Raw genomic sequence first — 24,550 nt, 5'->3', positions numbered from 1 at the left:
GTGCACCACCGGAGGCGAACCATGGAACAGACTGCATTGCGTCCCAAGCCGATGCCCGGTCGGGAGCCGGGCGGCGGCACCGGATCGAGCCCCGGCCGGCGGCCGCACGCCGCGCGCCGTCGCGGCCGACGGCTCACGACCCTGCTTTTCGGCCTCTTCATCGGAACGGTGCTGGTGCTGTCCGGCGTCGGACTGGGCACGGTGGGCGCCACGGTGATCGGCATGAGCAAGGTCGCCGAACTCCAGCGACAGGCGGGGCAGGCCGGGCCCGCGGCACCGGGGGCGCGGGTCGGCCCGTCCGTCTCGTCCCGCCCGGGCCCGTCCATGCCGGCCACCGCGCCGAGCCCCTCACCGTCGGCGCCCGCGGGGGCGACCCTGGCCGTGGAGGTCGTGGACGCCGAGAAGTCCGGCGCCATGGTCGTGGGGGTCCACGTCCCGGGGCCCGGCTTCGCGGCGGGCCTGGTGCGCGGGGACGTACTCCTCACGTTCGACGGCACTCCCGTCGAGTCCGCGTCGGACCTGGTCCGTGCGGTGGGTGCGGCACGGCCGGGGGTGGCGGTCGATATGACGGTACGTCATGAAAGCGGTGGCTACCAGCAGTTGACGGTGGTGCCCGGTGTCATCACGTGACCACCCGGAAGTGGCTGGTGAGCCGCCCCGAGTCGTCCAGGACGTGAAAGGCCAGCCCGGCCGGTGCGTCCCGGTCGGCGACCTGCTCGCCCTCCCAGGGCAGCCGCAGCGTCCATGTCACCCCGGGGCCGACGACCAGGGGCCGTCCGGCGAACGCGGTGGCCGCGGGGGTGTGCGCATGCCCCGTGACGAGCCCGGCGATCTCGGGGCGGCGCTCCATGAGGGCGGCCAGCCGGTGCGGTTCGCGGAGCTGGTAGGAGTCGGGCAGGGGGTGATGCAGTGCGACGGGCGGGTGGTGGAAGGCGAGCAGCACCGGAACGGCTGCGTCGAGCTCGTCCAGCGTCGCCTCGATCCAGTCGTACGTCTCGTCGTCCAGCGCCCCTTCGTCGCTGCCGGGGATGCTGGAATCGCACATCAGCACGGCGGCGTCGTCGAAGAGGTGCACGCCGTTGACCGGCCCCTGGGCCGCGGGCCGCCCCAGCAGCGCCTTGCGGAACGGCTCGCGGCGGTCGTGGTTGCCCGGGCAGGTCAGCACCGGGAACGGCGTGTCGCCGGTGTCCAGGCCGAGGATGCGGGCGGCCTCCTCGTACTCCGCCTCCGTGCCGTGGTCCGCGATGTCCCCCGTCACCAGCAGCGCGTCCACGTGACCCGGCAGTCCCCACAACCGGTCGCGCACCCGCTCGGCGCGCTCCGTCGCCCGTGGGCTTCCGTCCAGGTGCAGATCGCTGATGTGGGCGAGTACGAGCACGGGTGGGGCCTCCCTGCAGCGCGGATTAACGGGATGGCTGCATCTAAGCATTAGATGAAATGGGTGGGCAATGTGAAAGCATCAGCGGGTGGGCCGGGCGTGGCCGGCTTCCGGCCCGAAACCCCGGCTCACCGGCTCGCGCGGCCCCCTCCGGCCGGGCAGGATGCTGCCCGTGGTACCCACACGGCTCAAGGAGGACCGGATGACCGGCAGTACGGTTGCGCCCTTCACCGCCGACGACTACCGGGCCCGCATGGAGCGCGCCGCGCGGGCGGCCGCGGACGCCGGGCTCACCGGGCTGCTGGTGGCGCCGGGACCGGACCTGGTGTGGCTCACCGGCTACGCACCCACCGCGACCACCGAACGGCTCACCCTCCTGGTCCTTACCGCCGGGCAGGATCCCGTCCTCGTCGTCCCCACCCTCGAGGCCCCGGACGCCGCCAAGGCCCCCGGTGCGCCCGCCCTGAGCCTGCGCGACTGGACCGACGGCAAGGACCCCTACGTCGCCACCGCCGCCCTGCTCGACGCCACAGGACACTTCGGTGTCAGCGACAACGCCTGGGCCATGCATCTGCTGGGCCTGCAGAAGGCGCTGCCCGGCAGCTCCTACGCCTCCCTCACCGAAGCCCTGCCGATGCTGCGCGCCGTCAAGGACGCGGCGGAGCTGGAGCTGCTGGCGGCCGCGGGAGCGGCCGCAGATGCAACGTACGAGGAGATCCGGAAGGTTCCCTTCGCCGGCCGCCGGGAGTCGGACGTCGCCCGCGACCTCGACGGTCTGCTGCGCCGGTTCGGGCACGCCCAGGTCGACTTCACCATCGTCGCCTCGGGTCCGAACGGCGCCAATCCGCACCACGAGGTGGGGGACCGCGTCATCGAACGCGGTGACATGGTCGTCCTCGACTTCGGCGGCCTCAAGAACGGCTACGGCTCCGACACCTCCCGCACCGTCCACGTCGGCGAACCGACCGAGGAGGAGCGCCGGGTCCACGACATCGTGCGCGAGGCCCAGGAGGCGGGCTTCCGCGCGGTGCGGCCGGGAGCCGCCTGCCAGGAGGTCGACCGGGCCGCCCGCGCGGTCATCGCCGACGCCGGGTACGGCGAGTACTTCATCCACCGCACCGGCCACGGCATCGGCGTGACGACCCACGAGCCCCCGTACATGATCGAGGGCGAGGAGCAGCCCCTCGTCCCCGGGATGTGCTTCTCCGTGGAGCCGGGCATCTACCTGCCGGGCCGCTTCGGCGTGCGCATCGAGGACATCGTGACGGTGACCGAGGACGGCGGCCGACGCCTCAACGACACCACGCGCGAGCTGGTCATAGTGGACTGACCCCAGCCCAGGAGCCCCCCGTACGAACCCGAGTGACGAGGGTCCGACCATGACCCAGGCACCGACACCCACCGCGGACACCGTCCGCCGGCTGGTCCTTTCCCTGCTCAAGGAGGGCGCGGGCGCCGCCGGCCCCGAGGTCCGGCCGGTCACCGGGACCGGCGGGCACGCCATCTGGTGGGTCGGCACCCGCCATGTGCTGCGCCTCGCCCCCGACCGCGAGGCCGCCGCGCAGCAGCGCCGCGAACTGCGGCTGCGCGACCTCGTCCGCCCGCACGTCCCGGTCGCCGTGCCGGTCAGTGTGGCGCACGGCGAGTGGGCGCCGGGGCTCACCTACACGCTGGACATCAAGGTGCCCGGCGGCTCGGCCGCGGAGCACGACGTGTCCGCCGTCGGCGAGGCCGATCTGGCCGGACTGCTCACGGGGCTGCGCGAGGTGCCCGTACGGCAGGCGGAGGCGCTCGGCGTGCCGCGCCTCTCCCCGCGCTCCCTGGAGGCCCTGCGCCGGGCCGCCGGACGCGCCGCCGGACGCCTCGCCGCGGCCGACGAGTTCGACGCCGGGCTCCTGCGTCAGCTCACCGGTCCCGCGGCGGTCCAGCTCGCGGCGCAGCCCGGCACCGCGGTCCTCGTCCACCACGGCCTCACCGGCGACCACCTCGTGGTCAGCGCCGACGGCCGGGTGCGCGGCGTCCTCGGCTGGGCCGACGCGGTCGTCGGCGATCCCGCCGAGGACATCGCCGGACTGGCCCTCGCCGTGGGCTCCCCGGCCGCCGTGCGCGCCGCCACCCTCGCCGGATACGGCGCCCGCCCCTGTCTGCGCGGTCTGTGGCTCGCCCGCTGCGACAGCGTCGTACGGCTCGCCGAGCGTCTCGCCGGCCGTGGCGACGACCCGCCGGCCCTCCTGAGGACCCATCTGCGCCACGCCTGGGAGGCGATCCTCCTGGAACGCGTGACGGAACTGCGCGAGGACGCCACGGACGACGCGCTGTAGCGCCGCGCGCGCCCCTACGACGCCCTCAGCCGCGGGGCACGCGCGCGTGGGCCGGCGCCGCGCTCACGGCTGCGCCACCACCACGCACGACTCCCCGGGCACGTGCAGCACACCTTCCCCGTCCGGGGGCCCGACCGGTTCCCACGCGGCGAGTACCTGCGCCGGACGGGTGCCCAGGGGGATCGCGGCCGCCTCCTTGCCCAGGTTCACGGCCACGCAGACGTCCCCGCGCCGGAAGACGAGCCGGCGCGCCTCCTCGCCATAGGCCACCTTGATGTCGGAGAGGTCGGGATCGGTGAGGTCCGGCTGCTCGTGCCGGAGCGCGATGAGCCGTCGGTACCAGGCCAGTACGCGCGCGTGGGACTCGTTGCCGGGTTCGGACCAGTCGAGGCAGGAGCGGTCCCGGGTCGCCGGGTCCTGCGGGTCGGGCACGTCCTCCTCGGCCCAGCCGTGCGCCGCGAACTCCCGCCGCCTGCCGCGCCGTACCGACTCCGCGAGCGCCGGATCGGTGTGGTCGGTGAAGAACTGCCAGGGTGTGCCGGCCGCCCACTCCTCACCCATGAACAGCATCGGCGTGAAGGGGCCGGTCAGCGTCACCGCGGCGGCGCAGGCCAGCAAGCCGGGGGACAGGGTGGCCGAAAGGCGGTCTCCCTGGGCGCGGTTGCCCACCTGGTCGTGGGTCTGGCTGTAGCCGAGCAGCCGGTGTGCGGCCACGCGTGTACGGTCCAGCGGACGCCCGTGACGTCGGCCCCGGAAGCTGGAGTACGTGCCGTCGTGGAAGTAGCCGCCCGTCAGCGTCTTGGCGAGCGCCTCGAGGGGAGCGCGCGCGAAGTCCGCGTAATAGCCCTGGGACTCGCCCGTCAGCGCGGTGTGCAGGGCGTGATGGAAGTCGTCGTTCCACTGCGCGTGCACCCCCAGCCCGCCCTCCTCGCGGGCCGTGATGAGCCGTGGATCGTTCAGGTCCGACTCGGCCACGAGGAACAGCGGGCGTCCCGTTTCGGCGGCGAGAGCGTCCACCGCGGTCGACAGCTCCTCCAGGAAGTGGCACGCGCGCGTGTCCGCCAGCGCGTGCACCGCGTCCAGCCGCAGTCCGTCGAGCCGGTAGTCGCGCAGCCACGCCAGCGCGCTGCCGACCAGAAACGCCCGCACCTCGTCCGAGCCGGGAGCGTCCAGATTGACGGCGACGCCCCACGGAGTGTGGTGCCTGTCCGTGAAGTAGGGCCCGAACTCGGGCAGGTGGTTCCCGGACGGGCCGAGGTGGTTGTGCACGACGTCCAGGACCACGCCCAGACCGAGTTCGTGCGCCCGGTCGACGAACCGTTTCAGCGCCTCGGGCCCGCCGTACGGCTCGTGCACCGCCCACAGCGACACGCCCTCGTATCCCCAGCCGTGCCGCCCGGGAAAAGGGCACAGCGGCATCAACTGGACGTGTGTGACCCCCAGTTCGGCGACATGTCCGAGCCGCTCGGCAGCCGCGTCCAGGGTGCCTTCGCGTGTGTACGTGCCCACATGCAGCTCGTACAGGACCGCACCCTGCAGCGGGCGGCCCGACCACTCGGTGCGCCATCCATGGCGCCCGTGGTCGACCACCGCGCTCAGGCCGTCCGGGCCGTCCGGCTGCCGGCGCGAACGCGGATCGGGCCGTACCGGCCCGTCGTCCAGCGCGAAGCCGTACCGCGTACCGTCGCGGGCCTCTGCCTCCCCGGTCCACCACCCCGCTCGCTCCGGATCTCGCTCCATCGCGCGCGTGGCGCCGTCGCAATGGAGCGTCACACGGCCGGCCTGTGGTGCCCACACCTCGAACTGCACGGACGGTTCCCCTTCGTCTGCTCACCGTGATGTAGCCCGACCATCGTGCTTCAAACACGATCAATCCGCTTGTGAATACCTCCTTTTGCGGCGGGTGTCGTCACGTACGCGCGGGTGCCGACCGTTTCCCCGGTTTCTGGACACCGGGGGTTCACTGACCGACAATCACGAGCGTGACGTCGTCCTTCGAGTTCCCGACCTATCCCGCGCGGCTCTCCGACGCCGAGCGCGACAAGGCACTGAAGCGCTTGCGTGACGGCGTCGCCATGGGCCGTCTCTCGCACGACACGTTCATCCGGCGCATGGAACTGGCACTCGCCGCCCGCCGCTCCGACGAGCTCGCCGTCCTCACCGCCGACCTGCCCACGGAGGGACGCCTGTCCCGTGTGGTGTTCGGCACCGTCGAGGCGGTGTCCGGCTTCACCGAGCGGCTGCGCCGGGCCTGGCAGGCCGAGCGGCTGCCCAAGCTGCTGCTGCCGCACCCGGCGGCCGGGCGGCCGCTGCGCATAGGCCGGGACCCCGGCAGCGGACTCAGGCTGAACCATGAGACGGTCTCCCGCGTGCACGCCGAACTCAGCCGTCAGGGCGGCATGTGGGTGCTGCGCGACCTCGGCTCGACCAACGGGACGACGGTGAACGGGCGGCGGGTCATCGGCGCGGCCGTCGTCCGCGAGGGCGACCAGGTCGGCTTCGGGCAGATGGCCTTCCGGCTCGCGGTGAGCTGATCGGGCCCGTCGCCGCTGTTCAGCCACCCCCAAGTGGGCTGGCGGGGCGCGGTGTTGACGTACACCTGAACTCGTGACTGACTGTGCGTACACCACACACATCAGGTGAACCGACGGCACCACGGAGGTGCGCCCTGCCGCCACTCCTCCGCTATCCGACCGTCGACGAGCTGGGTGCACGAGCGGCCGCCCTCGTCGCCCGCCACCCCCGTACCGCCCGGCTGCGCCGCATCGGCGTCTCCCGCGCGGGCACCCCACTGCACCTGCTGTCCCTCGGCCACGGCCGCCGTCAGGCCCTGGTCGTGGCCGGACCGCACGCCAACGAGCCCGTCGGCGGCGCCACCGCCCTGCGCCTGGCCGGGCAGGTGCTCGCCGACCGCAGCCTCACCGACGACGCCGACGTCACCTGGAACCTGCTGCTGTGCCTCGACCCCGACGGACTGCGCCGCAACGAGAACTGGCTGGCGGGCCCGTACAGCCTCGAGAAGTACTTCCGGCACTTCTTCCGCCCCGGCTTCCTGGAACAGCCCGAATGGCTGCCCGAGGGCGCGGACGGAGCCGTCCTGCCGGAGACGCGTGCCCTGCTCGCCCTCCAGGACGAACTGAAACCTTTCTTCCAGGGCTCCCTGCACGGTGTCGACATCGGCGGCGGCTTCGTCGAGCTGACCCGCGACCTGCCCGGCCTCGCCCCACGCGTGGCCCGCGCCGCGGCCCGCTTCGGCATCCCGCGCGAACTCGGTGCCTACGACACCCTGTACTGGCCGAGCCTGGGACCCGCCGTCTACCGGATCCCGTCGCCGCGCCGGGGCGATCTGGCCGCGGCCATCACCGAGGCCGCCGTCGAGTCCACCTGGTACCACCCGCACCGGCACGGCACGGTCACGGCCGTCGTGGAGGCGCCCATGTGGGGCGTGGCGGCCGTGGAGGACGGCTCCGTGCCTGCCGACCCGGACGGGGCGCTGCGCACCGTCAGCCGCACGCTGCGCCACGACACCCTGCTGCTGCGGCGGCTCCTCGCGCGCGTGCGCCCGCATGTCGCCGCGCTCCCGGACGCCGCACGCCTGCTGGCGCCGGTCGACGACTACCTGCTCGTCTGCCCCGGACTCGCCGACGCCTGGGACCCCGACCTGGGCGACCGGGCGCGCCCGCTGCCGCCGCTCAGCAGCGCCCACCTGGCCGCCCTGCGCATCGCCGGGCGGCGCCTCGCCCTGCGGACGGCCGGACTGCTGCACCAGCTCGCCACCGCCACCGGTGACGACCCGGCCGGTGTGCTCCCGGAGCTGGACCCGCTCGTCGACGCGTGGTGCGCCGACTACCGTGACGACTGCGGGGCCCGCTGGATCCCCATGCAGCGCCAGGTCGAGTACCAGTCACAGGTGGTGCTCGACGCGTTCGAACTGGCCCTGCGGCACGCGTCCGCGACCTCCCGTTCGGGTGATCCGGGCTGGGGACCCGAGCCGGTCGTGCCGATGCATCGGGAATGACGCACACCCTCACAGCGAACGTAGTACGGGGCGTTCTGCCGGCGGCGGCCGCACTGCTCGTCGTCGGCGCGACGCCCGCACAGGGGACGGTCCAGGAGGCCCGCACCGGCGACTGGCTCTACCTCACGGTCACCCGGGGCGACGCCCGGTCCGGCGAACCACGAAGCACCCTGCTGCGGTGCGACCCGCCCCAGGGACACCGACGGGCCGCCGAGGCCTGCAACCAGCTCGATGCGGTGGACGGCGACATCGGCCGTATCCCCCTGAAGGACGGCTACTGCCCGATGGTCTACGCGCCCGTGACCGCCCACGCGCGCGGACGGTGGAAAGGACGGCCGATCGAGTACCGGGAGACGTTCACGAACACCTGCGCACTGGTGGCCCGTACCGGTGCGGTGTTCGTGCAGGACCGTTGACGCCGGTGGGGAAAACCCGGCACGCGCGCGTGGAGCGGCGTCGGGGCGCTTCGGCGCCCTGGGCTTCAGCCCGATCGTTCGCGCGCGTGCCGGGCTGCCGCGACGACCGTGCGGGACTGGTGCTCGACCTGGTGCTCCAAGGGCACCCAGCGGGCGCGGAAACGCTCGGCGAAGGCGTCGCTCCACATCGCGACGAGCTGCTCGAGGCGTGGTGCCGCGCGGTCGTCGTTCTCCTGAAGGACCCGCAGCAGCATCGCCGCGGCACGCAGCGGCAGCCGGCGGGCGAACGCGTCGACGCTGCCCACATACGCGCGCGTGTGGTCGGCGGGCGGTGTGTGCCTCCAGTCCCCGGCCAGCCCCGGCACCAGCTCCAGCGCCCATCTCGCGGCCCGTAACAGGGGCCCGTCGACACCCTCCAGACGCGGCTGCGCCTCGTCAAGCACCCGCTCCACCTCCAGGGTGTCCCGCAGCAGCCGGCTCGCGAGGCGGTGCATCGCCGCGGCCGGCGCCGGATGCGGAGCCGGGTCGTCCACCAGGTCGCTCGCCCACATCGGCACCTCCACGACCGCGGTCAGACCGCCGTAGCGGTGCACGTGGTACCAGGTGCTGCGCCGTGCGTCGTCCGGCATGCTCGGGTACGCCGCGCCCGAACCGGGACCCGGCATCACATGCACCCCCGGGCCCGCCGCGGGCCAGCCGGCGGCGTCCGAAGCGCCCGTCTCCACCGGAATGTGCAGCTCCGCCGCCGACTTGGCGAACGGCTCGGCCAGGCCCGGGACGTCCTTCGTCAACTGCACCCAGCTGCCGCCCAGATCGGTCCCGTGCAGGGTCACCTGGAGGTACGGGCGCAGCTCGTCGATGACCCCGGTCAGGGCACGCGTCTCGGGCGGCAACCGGTCCGGTGGCAGCACCGCCGGCGACCACTCCGGCTGCTCCGGGCCCGCGGGCCGGAAGAAGCCCCGGTGGTAGTCGAGCAGGCTGCGCGGCGCCGGCGTCACGTGCAGGCTCGCCCCGTCCGGGTCCGCGCACAGCAGGAAGTGCCAGGACACACCGGAGCGCAACGGGCGTTCGTGCACGACCCGTTCGGCGAGCGTGAGAAGTGTGGAGCCCCCGGTCGGCTCGTTCGCGTGGGCGCCCGCGACGACCAGGACGGCGCGCCGGGCGCGGCCGACGGACAGCAGGCGCAGGGGGCGGCCGCCGCGGGAGACGCCGACCTGCCGGAGGACACACAAGCGGGGGTGCTGAGCGGCCAACGCCCGGGCGGACGACACGATTTCGGTCACGGTGGGGTAGCGCAGCTCCGGCAGGAGACTCACCCCCGTCATGTGTCCGCCCGGCTTCGCACCCGCAGTACCGCACGGTCTCCGTGCGGTGTCAAGGACGTCGCGGGGGAGGCGCCAGGGGGCTCCCGGAGGCACACCGGCCGTGCCAACGGCTCCGGCACCGGACCCACGGCTCCCCGCGCCCTTCAGCCCACCCTCTCCAGCAGGGCGACCGGCAGTGGCGCGAAAAGGTCGTCCACGCGCGTGTGCCCGGTGAACTCCCGCTCCGGAGCCAGTACGTCGGCCCAGCGACCCGGCGGCAGCGTCAGCCGCGTGTCACGCCAGCCGCCCGCCTCCGCCAGCCGCAGCGACAGCCGCGTGACGGCGGTGACGACCTCCCCGGAGCGCACGTACGCCGCACAGTGGGACGCCGCGGGCCCCTCGGCGGTCAGTGGCGCGTACGTGGCCGCATCCCCGAACACCTCCGGCCGCCGCCTGCGCAGCCGCAGCGCCGCCCCGGTCACCGCCCCCTTGTCGCCAAGGTCCCCGGGCGGGAACCCGACGGGCCGGCGATTGTCCGGATCGACCAGCGCGCGGTACTCGCCCTCCGTGCCCTGGTACAGATCCGGCACCCCCGGCATCGTCAGGTGGACCAGCGCGGTGCCGAGCACGTTCGCCCGGATGTGCGGCTCCAGCGTGCCGCGGAGGGCGTGCACCCGTTCGCCCGGGGCCCCGCACGGCCCCGCCGCGACGAACGCCGCCACCGCCTCCTCGTACGGGGGCTCCTGTTCCGTCCAGCTCGTGTACAGCCCGGCTTCCCGGATGTGCTTGAGCAGCGCCCGCTGCACCCGGTCCGGATCCGCCGGGCCGAGTCCGAACACCGTCTGCCAGGCCGCCCACGCGAGCTGGGCGTCCGGTACGCCCTCGCCCGTGCGGGTCACCTCGGCCAGTGTGTCCGCCCAGCGCTGCGGACACTCGGTGAGCACGGCCAGCGCCGCCCGCAGGTCCGCGCTGCGCTTGGTGTCGTGTGTGGACACCACGGTCCCGGTGCCGGGCCAGTCGCGCTGCACGCGCGCGCAGTAGGCGTGGAAGTCCTCCGGAGGCATGGCGGGGCTCCCCGGATTCCCGCCCACCTCGGTCGCCGACAGCAGCGGCACATAGCGGTAGAACGCAGTGTCCTCCACGGACTTCGCGCGCAGCGCCGACGCCGTCTGCGCGAACCGGGCCCGGAACTCCAGATGGTCCGGACCGTCACCGTGGCGCCCGAGTACCAGGCCGCGCACCACGTCGACCGCACCGGCCTCCTCGGGCACGACGAAGGCCGCCCGGGCCTGCGCGGCGGCCTCCTCGGTGACGACGGAAGCGGCGTCGCCGGACTCGTACGGCCGGTAGACCTGTATCCGCACGAGCAGTTCCCGCAGGGCGGTGTGCAGCGCCCAGGGCGCGCGGTCGCGCAGCGCGGGGTCCGGCGACGTGACGCAGAGCCGGCTCGCCACCCGGGTCAGCCGGTCCACCTCGGCGGCCAGCTCGTGCTCGAGCACCCGGTACGCGGCGCGGCGCACCGTCGCCTCCCAGTTCCCGCCCCGGTCCGTCTGGGGAGCGGCGAACCGCCGGTACTGGCCGAGGAGTTCCCCGGCGCCCGCGGGATCCGTGAACAGGCCGTCGACGTGCCGCAGGGCGTCGTAGCCCGTGGTGCCCGCGACGGGCCAGGAGGCCGGCAGGTGCTCCCCGTCGGAGAGGATCTTCTCCACGACCGTCCAGCGGCCGCCGGTCGCCTCGTGCAGGCGCTGCAGGTAGGCGTCGGGATCGGCGAGCCCGTCGGGGTGGTCGATGCGCAGCCCGTCCACGACACCGTCGTGCAGGAGCTGCAGGATCTTGGCGTGGGTGGCCTCGAAGACCTCCGGTACCTCCACCCGCAGCCCGATGAGCTCCGAAATGCTGAAGAACCGCCGGTAGTTGAGCTCGGTACGGGCCAGCCGCCACCACACCGGGCGGTACCACTGTGCGTCCAGGAGCTGCGGCACCGGCAGCTCCTCGGTGCCCTCACGCAGCGGGAAGGCATGGTCGTGGTAGCGCAGGACGTCGCCGTCGACCTCCAGGCGGTCGATCTCGGCGCCGAGCGGCTGCCCGAGCACCGGCAGCAGCACCTGACCGCCCTGCGCCTCCCAGTCGATGTCGAACCACCGCGCATACGGCGACTTGGGTCCCTCCCGCAGCACCTCCCACAGGGCGCGGTTGTGCCGCGGGGCCATGGCCATGTGGTTCGGCACGATGTCCAGCACCAGCCCCAGCCCGTGCTCCTTCGCGGTGCGGGCGAGCGCGCGCAGTCCGTCCTCGCCGCCCAGCTCGGCGCGCACGCGCGCGTGGTCCACGACGTCGTATCCGTGCAGTGAGCCCGGTACGGCCTCCAGGACGGGGGAGAGGTGCAGATGCGAGACGCCGAGCGAGGCCAGGTACGGCACGGCCGCCGCCGCGGCCCCGAACGGGAACTCGGGCTGCAGCTGCAGCCGGTAGGTGGCCGTGGGCACCACCGGGTCAGGACGCTCAGGTGTCATGGAAAGCTACGTACCCGCCCCGCCGGGTTTCCTGTCATCGTCCCCTGCGCGTGAGTGACGAGCGCGGCAGCGGGGCTCTCTCGAGTCCACACCTAGGCGGGCCGCTGCAACACCGTGAGACTGCGGTCCGGCAGTGTCAGACGGTCGCCGGCAGCCACCTTCGCGTCCGTGCCGGGCGGCACCACGTCGGGTCGGGCGGTGTCGACGACGACGTGCCACTGGCGTCCGTGATCGACCGGCACGACGAAGTCCAGCGCCTTGGGTGAGGCGTTGAACATCAGCAGGAAGGAGTCGTCGGTGATGCGTTCCCCGCGCGCACCGGGCTCGGAGATCGCGTTGCCGTTGAGGAACACCGTCAGCGCGGACGCCTGGGCGGACTCCCAGTCCCGTTGGGTCATCTCCCGGCCCTCCGGCGTGAACCACGCGATGTCGGACAGGTCGTCGTGGGTGCCTTCCACGGGCCGCCCGTGGAAGAAGCGCCGCCTGCGGAAGACGGGGTGGTCCTTGCGCAGCCACACCATCGCGCGCGTGAAGTCGAACAGGTCGCTGCCGTCCTCGGGCCACACCACCCAGGACAGCTCGCTGTCCTGGCAGTAGGCGTTGTTGTTGCCGCGCTGGGTGCGGGCGAACTCGTCGCCGTGGCTGATCATCGGCACACCCTGGGACAGCATCAGCGTGGCGATGAAGTTCCGCATCTGCCGGGCTCGCAGCTCCAGCACCGCGGGGTCGTCGGTCTCGCCCTCCGCGCCGCAGTTCCAGGACCGGTTGTGGCTCTCGCCGTCGCGGTTGTCCTCGCCGTTGGCCTCGTTGTGCTTGTGGTCGTAGGAGACCAGGTCGTGCAGGGTGAAGCCGTCGTGGCAGGTCACGAAGTTGATGGAGGCGAGGGGGCGGCGGCCGTCGTCCTGGTAGAGGTCCGAGGAGCCGGTGAGGCGGGAGGCGAACTCCGCGAGCGTGCGCTGCTCGCCCCGCCACAGGTCCCGTACGGTGTCGCGGTACTTGCCGTTCCACTCCGTCCACAGGGGCGGAAAGTTGCCCACCTGGTAGCCGCCCTCGCCCACGTCCCACGGCTCGGCGATCAGCTTCACCTGCGAGACGACCGGGTCCTGCTGCACCAGGTCGAAGAACGACGACAGCCGGTCCACCTCGTGGAACTGGCGGGCCAGGGTGGCGGCGAGGTCGAAGCGGAAGCCGTCGACGTGCATCTCGGTGACCCAGTACCGCAGCGAGTCCATGATCAGCTGCAGGACGTGCGGGGACCGCATGAGCAGGGAGTTCCCGGTCCCGGTGGTGTCCATGTAGTAGCGGGGGTCGTCCGCGAGACGGTAGTACGACGGGTTGTCCAGGCCCCGGAAGGACAGCGTGGGACCGAGGTGGTTGCCCTCGGCGGTGTGGTTGTAGACGACGTCCAGGATGACCTCGATCCCGGCCTCGTGCAGCGCGCGCACCGCCGACTTGAACTCCAGGACCTGCTGCCCGCGGTCGCCCCAGGAGGCGTACGCGTTGTGCGGGGCGAAGAAGCCGATGGTGTTGTAGCCCCAATAGTTGTTCAGGCCCATGTCCACCAGACGGTGGTCATTGACGAACTGGTGTACGGGCATGAGCTCCAGGGCGGTCACGCCCAGCCCGGTCAGGTGCTCGATGACCGCCGGATGGGCGAGTGCCGCATAGGTGCCGCGCAGTTCCTCCGGCAGCCCGGGGTGCCGCATCGTCAGGCCCTTCACATGGGCCTCGTAGATCACCGTGTGGTGGTACTCGGTGCGCGGCCGCCGGTCGTCGCCCCAGTCGAAGTACGGGTTCACCACGACCGACGACATGGTGTGCGGGGCGGAGTCCAGGTCGTTGCGCCGGTCGGGTGCGCCGAACGGGTAGCCGTAGACCTCCTCGCCCCACTCGATCGAGCCGCTGATCGCGCGCGCGTACGGGTCGAGCAGCAGCTTCGCGGAGTTGCAGCGCAGACCCCGCTCCGGGGCGTACGGGCCGTGCACGCGGTAGCCGTACCGCTGCCCCGGCATGACGCCGGGCAGGTACGCGTGCCGCACGAACGCGTCGCTCTCCCGCAGTTCCACCGCCGTCTCGGAGCCGTCGTCGTGCAGCAGACACAGCTCTACTCGGTCGGCGGCCTCCGTGAAGACCGCGAAATTGGTGCCGGCGCCGTCGTAGGTGGCGCCGAGCGGATATGCCTCTCCAGGCCAGACCTGCATGGACACGACTCTTCCAGGTGTGCCGCCCCGGTGGGGCCGCCTTGACACCGAGTCTCCCCGAAAGTGATGGAACCCCCTCCGGCTTACTGCCCTCTTACCGATCGACCAGTGCATACCCAGGTATGCCGAACCAGTGGGGCAAACACGTACTCCCGAGGAGACAGGGGGAGTAGGGGGAAAATGTGCGCAAGATAGTGCACCGCCATCTGGGCAAGGTGGTGGCCGGTGCGGCCATTGCGGTGGCGGGTACCGCCGTGATGGTCGGCGTCACGCTGCCCGGTACGGCGGGAGCGGACGACACGTCCGGGGGGACGGCCGGCGGGCAGAGCGCCCAGCAGGAGGCCCAGGGGCCCGGCGAGCAGGGCCAGGCAGCGGTTCCGCCCGGTGTGGTGGAGGAAGCCCCGGTCGAGGGCGAGAAGGGCACGGGCCGGGACCCGCTCACCGACGACGAGATCGAGCAGGTCGAGCGGATCGCCCTCAGCCGGCAGCTGCGGACCTCCGGTGAGGACGTCGACGGGGGCCGTGGGCCGCAGCGACTGGGTGTCGACCTCGCGGACCCGGAGGCCGGCGAGCTGGACGACCCGGACGCGCCCCGGCGCGCCGAGGCCACGTTCTACGACTACCGTCACGACACGCTCGTCACCAGGACCGTCAATCTCGAGACGGGGAAGGTCGAGCGGACCGGCACCCAGCAGGGCGTCCAGCCGCCGCTGACCCGCGCCGAGGCCACCGAGGCCGCCCGGCTGCTGATCGCCGATCCACTGGGCGCGGGCCTGAAGGCGGACTACAAGGACGCCACCGGCAGGGAACTCACCTCGCCCGACCAGCTGCTGCTCAACAGCATGGTCTACCGGGCGTCGCCCGGCGCCCAGCCCGCCGCACTCGACCAGTGCGGCGAGCACCGCTGTGTGCGGCTGTTCCCCAAGGTGAAGAACGGGTCGTGGATCGACGCCCGTTCCCTGGTGATCGATCTGAGCGCCCGCAAGGTGGCCGAGCTCGACCGCTGAGCCGCCGCGCTCGCGCCGACAGCCAGTCCACTTTTCCAACTTGCTCCATGGAGCAAGCCTTCCGCAGGGGAGTCACTTCGTCATGCCCGTGATCAGAAACAGCCGTGCCCGCAGGCGGACGGCCCTGGCCCTCGCCGTGGCCGGGCTGGCCGCCGGCACCACGACCGGGGCGGGTCCGGCCGCGGCCCAGCCCAAGGCCGCCCCGGCCCCGGCGGCCGAGTGCAGCGCCGCGTACCGCATCGAGCAGAAGCTCTCGACCGGCACCACCTGGCGCATGTGCTGGCGCTACCACAAGGAGGCCGGCCTCGTCCTGGAGCACATCTCGTACCAGCCGCCGGGCGAGTCCCGGCCCATCAAGGTGCTGGCCACCGCCAAGCTCGGGCAGATCCACGTGCCGTACGACGACGGCAAGAACGAGTACAGCGACCTCACCCAGGCCGGTTTCGGTCAGGGCCTGATGGACCTGGCGCCCGGCGAGTGCCCCGGCGGCACGATCAAGACCGTCCGGGTCCCCGAGGCCTGGGACCCCTCCCGCGAGAACGTCAAGGGGCTGTGCACCACGACCCGTTCGCGTGGCCACGCCTACCGCATGCAGGGCGACGCGGCGAACAAGGTGTTCCAGAAGCAGGGCAAGGACCTGCTCGTCTACACCGTCAACCAGGTCGGCTGGTACGAGTACATCACCGAGTGGCGCTTCCAGGACGACGGCACGATCAACATGAACGTCGGCGCCACCGGCACCCTCGCCCCCGAGGACTACGACGCCGGCGACGGCCGCGGCTGGCCGATCGGCAAGGGCGCCAAGGACTACGCCACCAGCCACAGCCACAACGTCTTCTGGCGGCTCAACTTCAACCTCGACGGCTCCTCCAAGGGGAAGATCGAGCAGTACGACTCCAAGGTCAGCGCGCCCGCGGCGGGCCGCCCGGCACCGAGCAACAAGACGACCCGCACCCCGGTCACCAAGGAACTCGCGGGCGACGCCAGGAACATGCGCTGGTGGCGGGTCGTCAGCGCGACCGGCAAGAACAAGGACGGTCACGCCCGCTCGTACGAGATCGTCCCCGGCCCCAGCGCCAAGTACCCCGGGCGCGGCTACACCAGGCACGACGTGTACTTCACCGAGTACAACAAGTGCGAGCAGTTCGCCAGCGACAACCTGCCCAACTGCGGCGCCGGCCACGGAAAGTCCGTCGACAGGTGGGTGAACGGACAGGCCCTCAAACACCCCGTGGTCTGGGTGAACATCGGCTTCCACCACATCGCGCGCGACGAGGACCAGCAGCCCATGCCGGTCCACTGGCAGGGCCTCTCCATCGCCCCGCGTGACGTGACCGCTATGAATCCGCTCACGCCGACGGAGCTGGCCGATCAGAACGGGCACGTGGAATAAGGAAGTTGGGAAACGAGCCTGTCCATCCGGCTGCACCGCCGACCGCTCCCGGAGTACCCTTCCTTGATCGTTGAGACGGGGAGTGCTCGGGGGAGCGGAAGGCGGTGCGCGGGTGGGCTCGGGAGGGCTGGAGCTGCCCCCTGGTGACGAGGGTCACGAGGGGAACTCCGCAGACGTCCCGCCCGGCACGGTGTCCCTGGCCCGGCCGATGGAGACCCACTCCATCGGACCCGAACTGGACTGGGACGCCGACGCCTGGCGCGAGGTGCGTACGCGCGCCCAGCGGGCCGGCCGTGCCTACATCTGGCTGAACCTCGTCGAACAGCGGCTGCGCGCGGTCGTGGCCGCGGTGCTGCGCCCCATCTACGAACCCGTCCACGGCGACGACTGGGTGGTCGCCGCGGCCGGGCCGGCCGGGCAGGAGTGGGTGCAGCGCGCGGTCGCCGTGCGCGAAGTCAGCCGCCGCAAGGGCTACTTGCTCGACCCGGCCGACGACAACGTCCTCAGCTTCCTCACGCTGCCGCAGCTGCGCGAGCTGATGGTGCAGCACTGGCCGTGCTTCGAGCCGTACATCGACGAGCGCCGGGACGTCGAGCTGGCCCTGGACGAGCTGGAGGTCACCCGGAACGTCGTCTCGCGCAACCGCGCCCTGTCCGAGGCGGTGCTGAACCAGGCCGAGCGGGCCTCGGCGCGCCTCCTCGAGATCCTCGGCACGGGCGGCGACGTGCCGTCGGCGCGCAGGCTGCCGGTCGACGCGGTCGAGGACCTGGTCGGCGACCGGTACGCGGACGTGGTCGCCGTGCACTCCGACCGGGTGCGGCTGCTGCGCCGGTTCCCGGCCGAGGACATCTTCGGCGGGGCGCGCCGGCTCGACGCCATCGGGATCGGCCTCAACCTGCTCGTGCAGAACTTCTCCGGCCGACGGCTCATGCGCCTCGCGGAGGCCGGATGCCGGGTGCGGCTGCTGTTCCTCAACCCGGCCTCCAGCGCGGTGAAGCGGCGCGAGCGTGAACTCGGCATCAAACGGGGTGAGCTGAGCCGCGCGATCGAGATGAACATCCTGCACATGCGCCGGGTGCGGTCCAGGCTGCGTGACCCGGGTGCCTTCGAGATCCAGGTCTTCGACGAGACGCCCCGCTTCACGGCCTACCTCGTGGACGGCGACGGTTCCGACGGCATCGCGGTCGTGCAGTCCTATCTGCGGCGGACGCGGGGGCTGGAGGCGCCGGTCCTGGTGCTGCGCAACGGCAGCAGGGTGGTCAAGTCGGACGAGATCGACGAAGGCGGGCTTTTCCCGACGTACCGCGAGGAGTTCGAACTCATGTGGGCGGATTCGCGGCCCGTGTCCTGACCTGTCCCACCGCGGAAGCGGAATGCAGTCCTCTGATTGTCAGTGGCGCATGGGAAGGTGGAGACCACTGGGGGAACGCACCACCAAGAAGGGGGGCCGCCCATGGGCTGGCACCGGGAGCTGCTGATCGGCTTCGACCTGGAGACGACCGGGACGGATCCGCGCGAGGCGCGCATCGTCACGGGGGCCGTGATCGAGGTCAGGGACGGGCAGTCCATAGGGCGCAGGGAATGGCTGGCGGATCCGGGCGTGGAGATCCCGGCGGACGCGGTGGCGGTCCACGGGATCAGCAACGAGCGCGCGGCCGCCGATGGCCGCCCCGCCGACCAGGTGGCGGACGCCATCGCGGACGTCCTCGTGGCGTACTGGAAGACGGGCGTGCCGGTCGTCGCCTACAACGCGGCCTTCGACCTGAGCCTGCTCTCCGCCGAGCTGCGGCGGTACGCACTACCGTCCCTGCGCGAGCGCCTGGGCGGCCTGGACCCCGCTCCGGTCATCGACCCGTACACCATCGACCGCTGGGCCGACCGCTACCGCCGCGGCAAGCGCAACCTCGAAGCGGTCTGCCGGGAGTACGGCATCACACTCGACTCCGCGCACGACGCCTCCGCCGACGCCCTCGCCGCGGCCCGGCTGGCCTGCGCGATAGCCACCCGCCACCCCAAGATCGCGGCCCTCGGCCCGGCGGAACTGCACCGCCGCCAGATCGAGTGGTACGCCGAGTGGGCGGCGGACTTCCAGAGCTTCCTGCGCCGCAAGGGCGACGCGACCGCGGTGATCGACGGGACATGGCCACTGAGGGAGCCGACGGGGGAGCCGGTGACGGGTGAGGCGATCTGAGGTCCGGTCAGGTAACGCCCTGAAGGGGCGCGGGGCTGTGTCGAGATGCGGCTTCTCCCCCACGCTCGGCTTCGCTCGCGCGGGGGAGGGGACCCCCATGTGTGGGAGGACCCCCCATGAGCGGGGAGGGGCACCCCACCGTGGGCGCGATCGGCCACACACGACCCACGGCCGCCGTGCTGCGCGCAGCCCCCAAACCTCAGGCGCTCAGAACGAATACCACCGCACCGTCTCGTCCCCCTCCCGCAACGAAGCCACCCGCCGCCGAAACTCGGCCAACGCCTTCGGATTGCTGGGCGCATGCTGAGCCACCCACGCACAACTGGCCGTCTCTCGTGCGCCGCGCAGCACCGAACACCCCTCCCACTCCTGCACATCCCAGCCATATGCCTCGGCAAACGAGTCATAAGCCGCCGCAGGCACCCCGTACCGGTCACGGGAAAGCACCATGACCACCAGATCGTGCTCACGCAGATCGGCGGAGAAGGTCTCCAGGTCGACCAGGGCGGGACCGCCGGGTCCGACATGGACGTTCCGGGGGAGCGCGTCCCCGTGAATGGGCCCCGGCGGCAGATGAGGCGGCAGCCCACCCGCGGCCGCCGCGAACCCGTCCCGCCGCTCACGCAGATACGCCGCGTCCGCCGGATCGATCGCGTCGCCCGCCAGCCGCAGCCAGCGCTCCACACCGCCCAGCAGCTCACGGGGCGGCAGCTCGAAGGAGGGCGTGGGAAGGGCGTGGACGAGCCGTAGCAGTTCGGCCAGATCCCGTGGCTCGGCGGGCCGTACCGGATCGGGCAGCCGGTGCCACACGGTCACCGGGTGCCCTTCCACCAGCAGCGCCTCGGGTTCGGCCGCCCGCACCGCCGGTACGCCCGCCTCGGCCAGCCACACCGCGATGTCCAGTTCGCGCCGCGCCCGGTCGAAAAGCTCCGCGTCACGGCCTACCTTGACGACCAGGTCACCGGCGGCGAACACCGCGTTCTCGCCCAGGGCGAGCAGCCGCGCGTCCGGCGCCGGACCGGGCAGTACCCCCGCCGCGACCAGTACGTCCCGCGCCCGTGCCTCGTCCATCGTCCGCCTCCGTGTCCCCCGGCCGTCCTGATCCCCCACCGCCCGCCAGTGTCGCATTCCCACAGGTCGGACGGCGTGGGGCCGTCCTGCGGGAAAACCCGTTGCCCGCCCCGCCCCGGCCCGCCTAGCGTGCCGTACGTGGGACCCCATGCGATCTTCATCTCCGGTCACGGCCGGGGCTGCACGTACTCCATCCGGATGCGCCGCGGCCCCGGTGCCCTGACCGGCCCGGGGAGCAGCACGCTCTGACGCCCGCGCGTCGGCGACTCCTCCATTTCTTCGTCTTCCGGTCGGGGCCTTCGTCTGCCCGTTTCCCGTCACGGAAGACAAGGACCGCAGGCCATGGGCCGCCCCACCCGCGTTTCCCGCGCGCTCTCGCAGAACTTCCTCACCGACCGCACCGCCGCCGCACGCCTCGCCCAACTCGCCGTCCCGCGCCGCAAAGAGAGCCCTCTGCTGCTCGAAGTCGGCGCGGGAAAAGGCGCGTTGACCGAGCTGCTCGCGCCGCGCTGCCGCGAACTGCACGCCTACGAGATCGACCCACGACTCGTTCCCGCCCTACGAGCCCGCTTCTCGGACACACCCCACGTCCGCGTCATCGGCGACGACTTCCTCGCCGCACGTCCCCCGCGCGCTCCCTTCTCCGTCGCAGGCAACGTCCCCTTCTCCCGCACCGCCGCCATCGTCGACTGGTGCCTGCGGGCACCCGCCCTCACCGACGCCACGCTCCTCACCCAGCTCGAGTACGCCCGCAAACGCACCGGCGACTACGGAAGCTGGACCCGGCTGACGATCCTGACCTGGCCGCGGCACGAGTGGCGGCTGGTCGGCCGGGTCGGGCGGCGCAGTTTCCGGCCCGTGCCACGCGTGGACGCCGGGATCGTACGGATCGAGCGGCGCCGCACCCCACTGCTCGACGACGGCACCTACGACAGCTGGCGGCGCCTGGTCGAGCTGGGTTTCTCCGGAGCCGGCGGCTCGCTGCACGCGTCGCTGCGCCGGGCCCACCCGGGGCGGCGGGTCGACGCGGCGTTCCGCGCGGCACGCCTCGGCACAGGGGTCCTCGTCGGCGAGGTGCCGCCGGGGGCGTGGCTGAGGCTGCACGAGGTGCTGGCCCCGTGAAACCAGGTTGTACGAGACGTCTCGTCTCGTTTATGGTCTTGGCCATGACCCATATCGCCATGTTCTCCATCGCCGCCCACGGCCACGTGAACCCGAGCCTCGAGGTGATCCGCGAGCTCGTCGCGCGCGGGCACCGGGTGACGTATGCGATCCCCCCGGTGTTCGCGGAGAAGGTCGCCGAGACCGGTGCCGAGGTGAAGCTCTGGAACTCGACGCTGCCCTCGCCCGACGACGACCCGGAGGCGTGGGGCACCACGCTGCTGGACAACGTCGAGCCCTTCCTCGCCGACGCCATCCAGGCACTGCCGCAGCTGATCGAGGCGTACGCGGGCGACGAGCCGGACCTCGTCCTGCACGACATCGCCTCCTACCCGGCCCGGGTCCTCGCCCACCGCTGGGGCGTGCCCGCGATCTCCCTCTCGCCGAACCTGGTCGCCTGGGACGGCTACGAGGAGGAGGTCGCCGAGCCGATGTGGGAGGAGCCGAAGAAGACCGAGCGCGGCCGGGCCTACTACGCCCGCTTCCAGAGCTGGCTGGAGGAGAACGGGATCACCCAGCATCCCGATCCGTTCGCCGGCCGCCCGGCCCGTTCCCTCGTCCTGATCCCCAAGGCGCTGCAGCCCAACGCCGACCGGGTCGACGAGTCCGTGCACACCTTCGTCGGCGCCTGCCAGGGCGACCGCAGCGCGGAGGGCGACTGGCAGCGGCCCGCCGACGCCGAGAAGGTCGTGCTCGTCTCGCTCGGGTCGGCCTTCACCAAGCAGCCCGACTTCTACCAGGAGTGCGTCAAGGCGTTCGGTGAGCTGCCGGGCTGGCACCTGGTGCTCCAGATCGGCAAGCACGTGGACCCGGCCGAGCTGGGGGACGTACCCGAGAGTGTCGACGTACGCTCCTGGGTCCCGCAGCTGGCGATCCTCAAGGAGGCCGACCTGTTCGTGACGCACGCCGGTGCGGGCGGCAGCCAGGAGGGCATGGCCACGGCCACTCCGATGATCGCCGTACCGCAGGCCGTCGACCAGTTCGGCAACGCGGACATGCTGCAGGCGCTCGGTGTCGCCCGCCACGTCCCGGCGGAGCAGGCCACCGCGGAAACCCTGCGCGAGGCGGCCCTTGCGCTCATCGACGACCCCGAGGTGGCCCGCCGGCTGACGGACCTCCAGGCGGAGATGGCGAAGGAGGGCGGTACACAGCGGGCCGCCGACCTCATCGAGGCCGAACTCCGGAAGTGACAGGCACAACTGAGGGCCCGTTGGTTCCCCAGGGGAACCAACGGGCCCTCAGTGCAAGGGGTCAGGGTCAGACCCCCACCCGCTCGCCCTCCACCGCCGGCGGGCGCGGCTGCGCCACCGCCTCGGCGGACTCGTCGTGCGTGAGGTCCGGCAGCCGGTGCAGCCACTTCGGCAGGTACCAGTTGCGCTCACCGAGCAGCGCCATCACCGCCGGCAGCAGCACACCGCGGATGATCGTCGCGTCGATCAGCACCGCGGCCGCCAGGCCCACGCCCATCTGCTTCATGGACTGCATGGACAGCGTCCCGAAGATCGCGAACACGGCGACCATGATGACCGCGGCGCTGGTGACGACCCCGGCCGTGGTCACCACGCCGTGCTGGATCGCGTCCTTGGTGCTGCGGCCCCGCAGCCGCGCCTCGCGGATCCGCGAGACCACGAACACGTGGTAGTCCATCGACAGGCCGAACAGGATCACGAACAGGAACAGCGGCAGCCAGCTGACGATGGCGCCGACGCCCTCCGCGCCCACCAGGGACGCCCCCCAGCCGTGCTGGAAGACGGCGACCAGGATGCCGTACGCCGCACCCACCGACAGCAGGTTCAGCACGATCGAGGTGACCGCGACCGTCAGTGAGCGGAACGACAGCAGCATCAGCAGGAAGGCGAAGACCACGACGAACGCGAAGACCGGGACGACGGCTCCGGCCAGCTGGTTGTTGAAGTCGTGCGAGCCGGCGACCTGACCGGTGATCGGCGCCTCGACGCCGTCGACCTTGCCGAGCGTGGCCGGCCGTACCTCGTCGCGCAGCTTCTCCAGGCTCGCGCCCGCCTTGTCGAGGTCGGAGCCGCCGACCAGCGGGACGTATACGAAGGCGACGTTCATGTCGTCGTGCAGCTTGATCTCCACCGGGCCGCGCGAGGCACCCGAACTGACCGCCCGCTCACGGAAGTCGGCGAGCGCGGACGTCACCTCCTCAGCGTTGATGTCGTCGGCCTTGACGACCACCTCGGCCGGCTCGGCACCGCCCGGGAAGGCCTCGTTGACGCGGTTGTACGTCGCCACGATGGGCAGGGAGTCGCCGAACTCCTGGTCCAGCGTGAGGTTCTGCGTCTTCATGCCGACCGCGGGAGCCGCGACGGCGAGCAGCGCGCCGGTCGCGACGACGACCGAGAGGACGGGCCGGGCGAGCACACCCTTGAGCACGGCCGTCCAGAACCGGCTCTCACGGTTGCCGCGCCCCCGCTTGCGACGGAGCCGGCTCTCCGGGTGCAGGAAGGGGACCTTGCCCTTCTCGACCCGGCCGCCCAGCAGCGACAGCAGCGCGGGCAGGACGGTGACGGACCCGACCATGGCGACCGCCACGACCATCAGCGACGCCAGGCCCATCGCCTCGAACTCGGCGAGCCCGGTGAACAGCATGCCGGCCATCGCCACGCACACCGTGACACCGGAGACGATGATCGCCCGGCCACTGGTGGCGGCGGCGACCCTGAGGGCGGTCTGCGCGTCCCGGCCGGCCTCCCGTTCCTCGCGCTCGCGGCGCAGGTAGAACAGGCAGTAGTCGACCCCGACGGCCAGACCGACCAGCAGCATCACGGAGTTGGCGGTGTCGCTCATGGGCATCACATGGCTGACGACGCCCATCAGGCCCATCGTCGCCATGATCGCGGTGATCGCCAGCAGCACCGGCAGCAGCGCCGCCACCAGCGCGCCGAAGGCGATGAGCAGAATGCCGAGGGCCACCGGCACCGCGGAGTACTCGGCCTTCTGGAAGTCGTCCCCGAACGCGTCGTCGAACGTCTTCATCATGCTCGCGCCGCCGATCTCCTCGATCCGCAGCGACTCGTGGTCCTTCTGGACGTCCTCGACAGCCTTCAGCACGGGCTCCACGCGCTCGCCCGCGGTGTCCGCCTCGCCGCGCATGTCGAACTGCACCAGCGCGCTGCGGCCGTCCTTCGAGATCGTGTTCGTGTCGTACGGCGACGTCACGTCCGTGACCTTGCCGGTGCCCTCGACCGCCTGGACGACCGCGGTGACGGCGGCCCGGAACTCGCTGTCCGTGGCCTTGAGCGAGCCGTCCTTCGCCTGGATCAGGACCGTCTCACCGGCCGGCTCGTCGATCCCGGCGTCCTCGACGATCTTGGCGGCGGTGTGTGTCTCGCCCTTCAGCTGGTCGCTGTCCTTGACGTCGACCCGGCCCGCCGCCGAACCGAGCCCCATCGCCAGGACGACGAACAGTACCCAGATTCCGACGGCCGCCCATCGGTGCCGGGCGCTCCAGCCGCCTGCCCGGGCGGCGAGTCCCCGCACCCGTGTTTCTCCGTTCCCCATGACGGGCTGCCCCCTCGTGAGCGGCGGCGGCCCCCTGCCGCCACCTTTCGC

At 72.2% G+C, this 24,550-nt stretch carries 18 protein-coding genes and 1 pseudogene; 12 read left to right on the top strand and 7 right to left on the bottom strand.

Annotated features, from left to right (window positions below; all coding sequences use genetic code 11):
* The first annotated feature begins 21 nt into the window (after nt 1-21).
* Nucleotides 22-630 carry a PDZ domain-containing protein gene (locus ACFV7R_RS05935; RefSeq protein WP_385260350.1) on the top strand — a complete coding sequence of 203 codons (609 nt, stop codon included), beginning with the start codon at nt 22-24 and terminating at the stop codon, nt 628-630.
* Here the strand turns inward: ACFV7R_RS05935 and ACFV7R_RS05930 are convergent.
* Nucleotides 623-1,378 (bottom strand): metallophosphoesterase, encoded by a 756-nt coding sequence (locus tag ACFV7R_RS05930; protein ID WP_385260348.1) that lies wholly within the window; start codon nt 1,376-1,378, stop codon nt 623-625. The two genes, ACFV7R_RS05935 and ACFV7R_RS05930, sit on opposite strands and share 8 nt — an antisense overlap.
* Before the next feature lie 202 nt (nt 1,379-1,580).
* Between ACFV7R_RS05930 and ACFV7R_RS05925 the strand changes: the two genes are divergently transcribed.
* Both ACFV7R_RS05925 and ACFV7R_RS05920 read left to right on the top strand, forming a co-directional pair.
* Nucleotides 1,581-2,708: an aminopeptidase P family protein gene (locus ACFV7R_RS05925; protein WP_385260345.1), complete on the top strand. Its 1,128-nt coding sequence runs from the start codon at nt 1,581-1,583 to the stop codon at nt 2,706-2,708.
* A gap of 49 nt (nt 2,709-2,757) precedes the next feature.
* On the top strand, nt 2,758-3,699 hold the full coding sequence (locus tag ACFV7R_RS05920; protein WP_385260343.1) for an aminoglycoside phosphotransferase family protein: 942 nt from the start codon (nt 2,758-2,760) through the stop codon (nt 3,697-3,699).
* A gap of 63 nt (nt 3,700-3,762) precedes the next feature.
* Here the strand turns inward: ACFV7R_RS05920 and treZ are convergent, their stop codons facing one another.
* A complete protein-coding gene (gene treZ / locus ACFV7R_RS05915; protein WP_385260342.1) occupies nt 3,763-5,508 on the bottom strand; it encodes a malto-oligosyltrehalose trehalohydrolase in 1,746 nt (581 codons plus the stop codon).
* A 173-nt stretch (nt 5,509-5,681) separates the two neighbouring features.
* Here treZ and ACFV7R_RS05910 point away from each other — a divergent pair, with 173 nt between their 5' ends.
* The 3 genes from ACFV7R_RS05910 (at nt 5,682) to ACFV7R_RS05900 (ending at nt 8,133) form a co-directional block, all read left to right on the top strand.
* A complete protein-coding gene (locus ACFV7R_RS05910; RefSeq protein WP_129801794.1) occupies nt 5,682-6,233 on the top strand; it encodes a DUF1707 and FHA domain-containing protein in 552 nt (183 codons plus the stop codon).
* 134 nt (nt 6,234-6,367) lie between these two features.
* A complete protein-coding gene (locus ACFV7R_RS05905; protein ID WP_385260591.1) occupies nt 6,368-7,717 on the top strand; it encodes a M14 family zinc carboxypeptidase in 1,350 nt (449 codons plus the stop codon).
* A complete protein-coding gene (locus ACFV7R_RS05900) occupies nt 7,714-8,133 on the top strand; it encodes an SSI family serine proteinase inhibitor (RefSeq protein ID WP_385260339.1) in 420 nt (139 codons plus the stop codon). Before ACFV7R_RS05905 ends, ACFV7R_RS05900 begins: the two co-directional genes overlap by 4 nt.
* Before the next feature lie 65 nt (nt 8,134-8,198).
* Here ACFV7R_RS05900 and ACFV7R_RS05895 read toward each other — a convergent pair whose 3' ends face one another.
* The 3 genes from ACFV7R_RS05895 to glgX form a co-directional block, all read right to left on the bottom strand.
* On the bottom strand, nt 8,199-9,449 hold the full coding sequence (locus tag ACFV7R_RS05895; protein WP_385260588.1) for a M14 family zinc carboxypeptidase: 1,251 nt from the start codon (nt 9,447-9,449) through the stop codon (nt 8,199-8,201).
* Nucleotides 9,450-9,601: 152 nt separating this feature from the next.
* Entirely contained in the window at nt 9,602-11,950 is a 2,349-nt protein-coding gene (treY, locus tag ACFV7R_RS05890) for a malto-oligosyltrehalose synthase (protein ID WP_385260337.1), read from the bottom strand.
* Nucleotides 11,951-12,042: 92 nt separating this feature from the next.
* Nucleotides 12,043-14,151, bottom strand: coding sequence for a glycogen debranching protein GlgX (gene glgX / locus ACFV7R_RS05885; protein WP_385260335.1), 2,109 nt, complete (start codon nt 14,149-14,151; stop codon nt 12,043-12,045).
* Between the two features lie 182 nt (nt 14,152-14,333).
* Between glgX and ACFV7R_RS05880 the strand changes: the two genes are divergently transcribed.
* The 4 genes from ACFV7R_RS05880 to ACFV7R_RS05865 all read left to right on the top strand — a co-directional run bounded on the left by ACFV7R_RS05880 (nt 14,334) and on the right by ACFV7R_RS05865 (nt 18,742).
* A complete protein-coding gene (locus ACFV7R_RS05880) occupies nt 14,334-15,158 on the top strand; it encodes a Tat pathway signal sequence domain protein (RefSeq protein WP_385260333.1) in 825 nt (274 codons plus the stop codon).
* Between the two features lie 82 nt (nt 15,159-15,240).
* Nucleotides 15,241-16,551 carry a copper amine oxidase gene (locus tag ACFV7R_RS05875; RefSeq protein WP_385260332.1) on the top strand — a complete coding sequence of 437 codons (1,311 nt, stop codon included), beginning with the start codon at nt 15,241-15,243 and terminating at the stop codon, nt 16,549-16,551.
* Between the two features lie 112 nt (nt 16,552-16,663).
* The gene (locus ACFV7R_RS05870) at nt 16,664-17,902 is read left to right on the top strand and encodes an SAV2148 family HEPN domain-containing protein (RefSeq protein WP_385260586.1); all 1,239 of its coding nucleotides are present in this window, start codon (nt 16,664-16,666) and stop codon (nt 17,900-17,902) included.
* A 102-nt stretch (nt 17,903-18,004) separates the two neighbouring features.
* Nucleotides 18,005-18,742: a 3'-5' exonuclease gene (locus tag ACFV7R_RS05865; RefSeq protein WP_385260330.1), complete on the top strand. Its 738-nt coding sequence runs from the start codon at nt 18,005-18,007 to the stop codon at nt 18,740-18,742.
* Between the two features lie 207 nt (nt 18,743-18,949).
* Here the strand turns inward: ACFV7R_RS05865 and ACFV7R_RS05860 are convergent, their stop codons facing one another.
* Nucleotides 18,950-19,813, bottom strand: a complete 864-nt coding sequence (locus tag ACFV7R_RS05860) for a phosphotransferase enzyme family protein (protein ID WP_385260329.1) — start codon at nt 19,811-19,813, stop codon at nt 18,950-18,952.
* A gap of 342 nt (nt 19,814-20,155) precedes the next feature.
* Here ACFV7R_RS05860 and erm point away from each other — a divergent pair, with 342 nt between their 5' ends.
* Together erm and mgt are read left to right on the top strand one after the other, a co-directional pair.
* Complete coding sequence (gene erm, locus ACFV7R_RS05855; RefSeq protein ID WP_385260328.1) at nt 20,156-20,935, top strand: ErmE/ErmH/ErmO/ErmR family 23S rRNA (adenine(2058)-N(6))-methyltransferase; 780 nt, start codon at nt 20,156-20,158, stop codon at nt 20,933-20,935.
* A 7-nt stretch (nt 20,936-20,942) separates the two neighbouring features.
* Nucleotides 20,943-22,164: pseudogene (gene mgt, locus ACFV7R_RS05850) on the top strand (macrolide-inactivating glycosyltransferase).
* A 67-nt stretch (nt 22,165-22,231) separates the two neighbouring features.
* Here the strand turns inward: mgt and ACFV7R_RS05845 are convergent.
* Nucleotides 22,232-24,499, bottom strand: a complete 2,268-nt coding sequence (locus ACFV7R_RS05845; RefSeq protein WP_385260325.1) for an MMPL family transporter — start codon at nt 24,497-24,499, stop codon at nt 22,232-22,234.
* Nucleotides 24,500-24,550: the final 51 nt, after the last annotated feature.

Source organism: Streptomyces sp. NPDC059866 (genome assembly GCF_042731325.1).
GTDB lineage: Bacteria > Actinomycetota > Actinomycetes > Streptomycetales > Streptomycetaceae > Streptomyces > Streptomyces flavusporus.
This window is presented reverse-complemented; position numbering and strand designations above follow the sequence as displayed.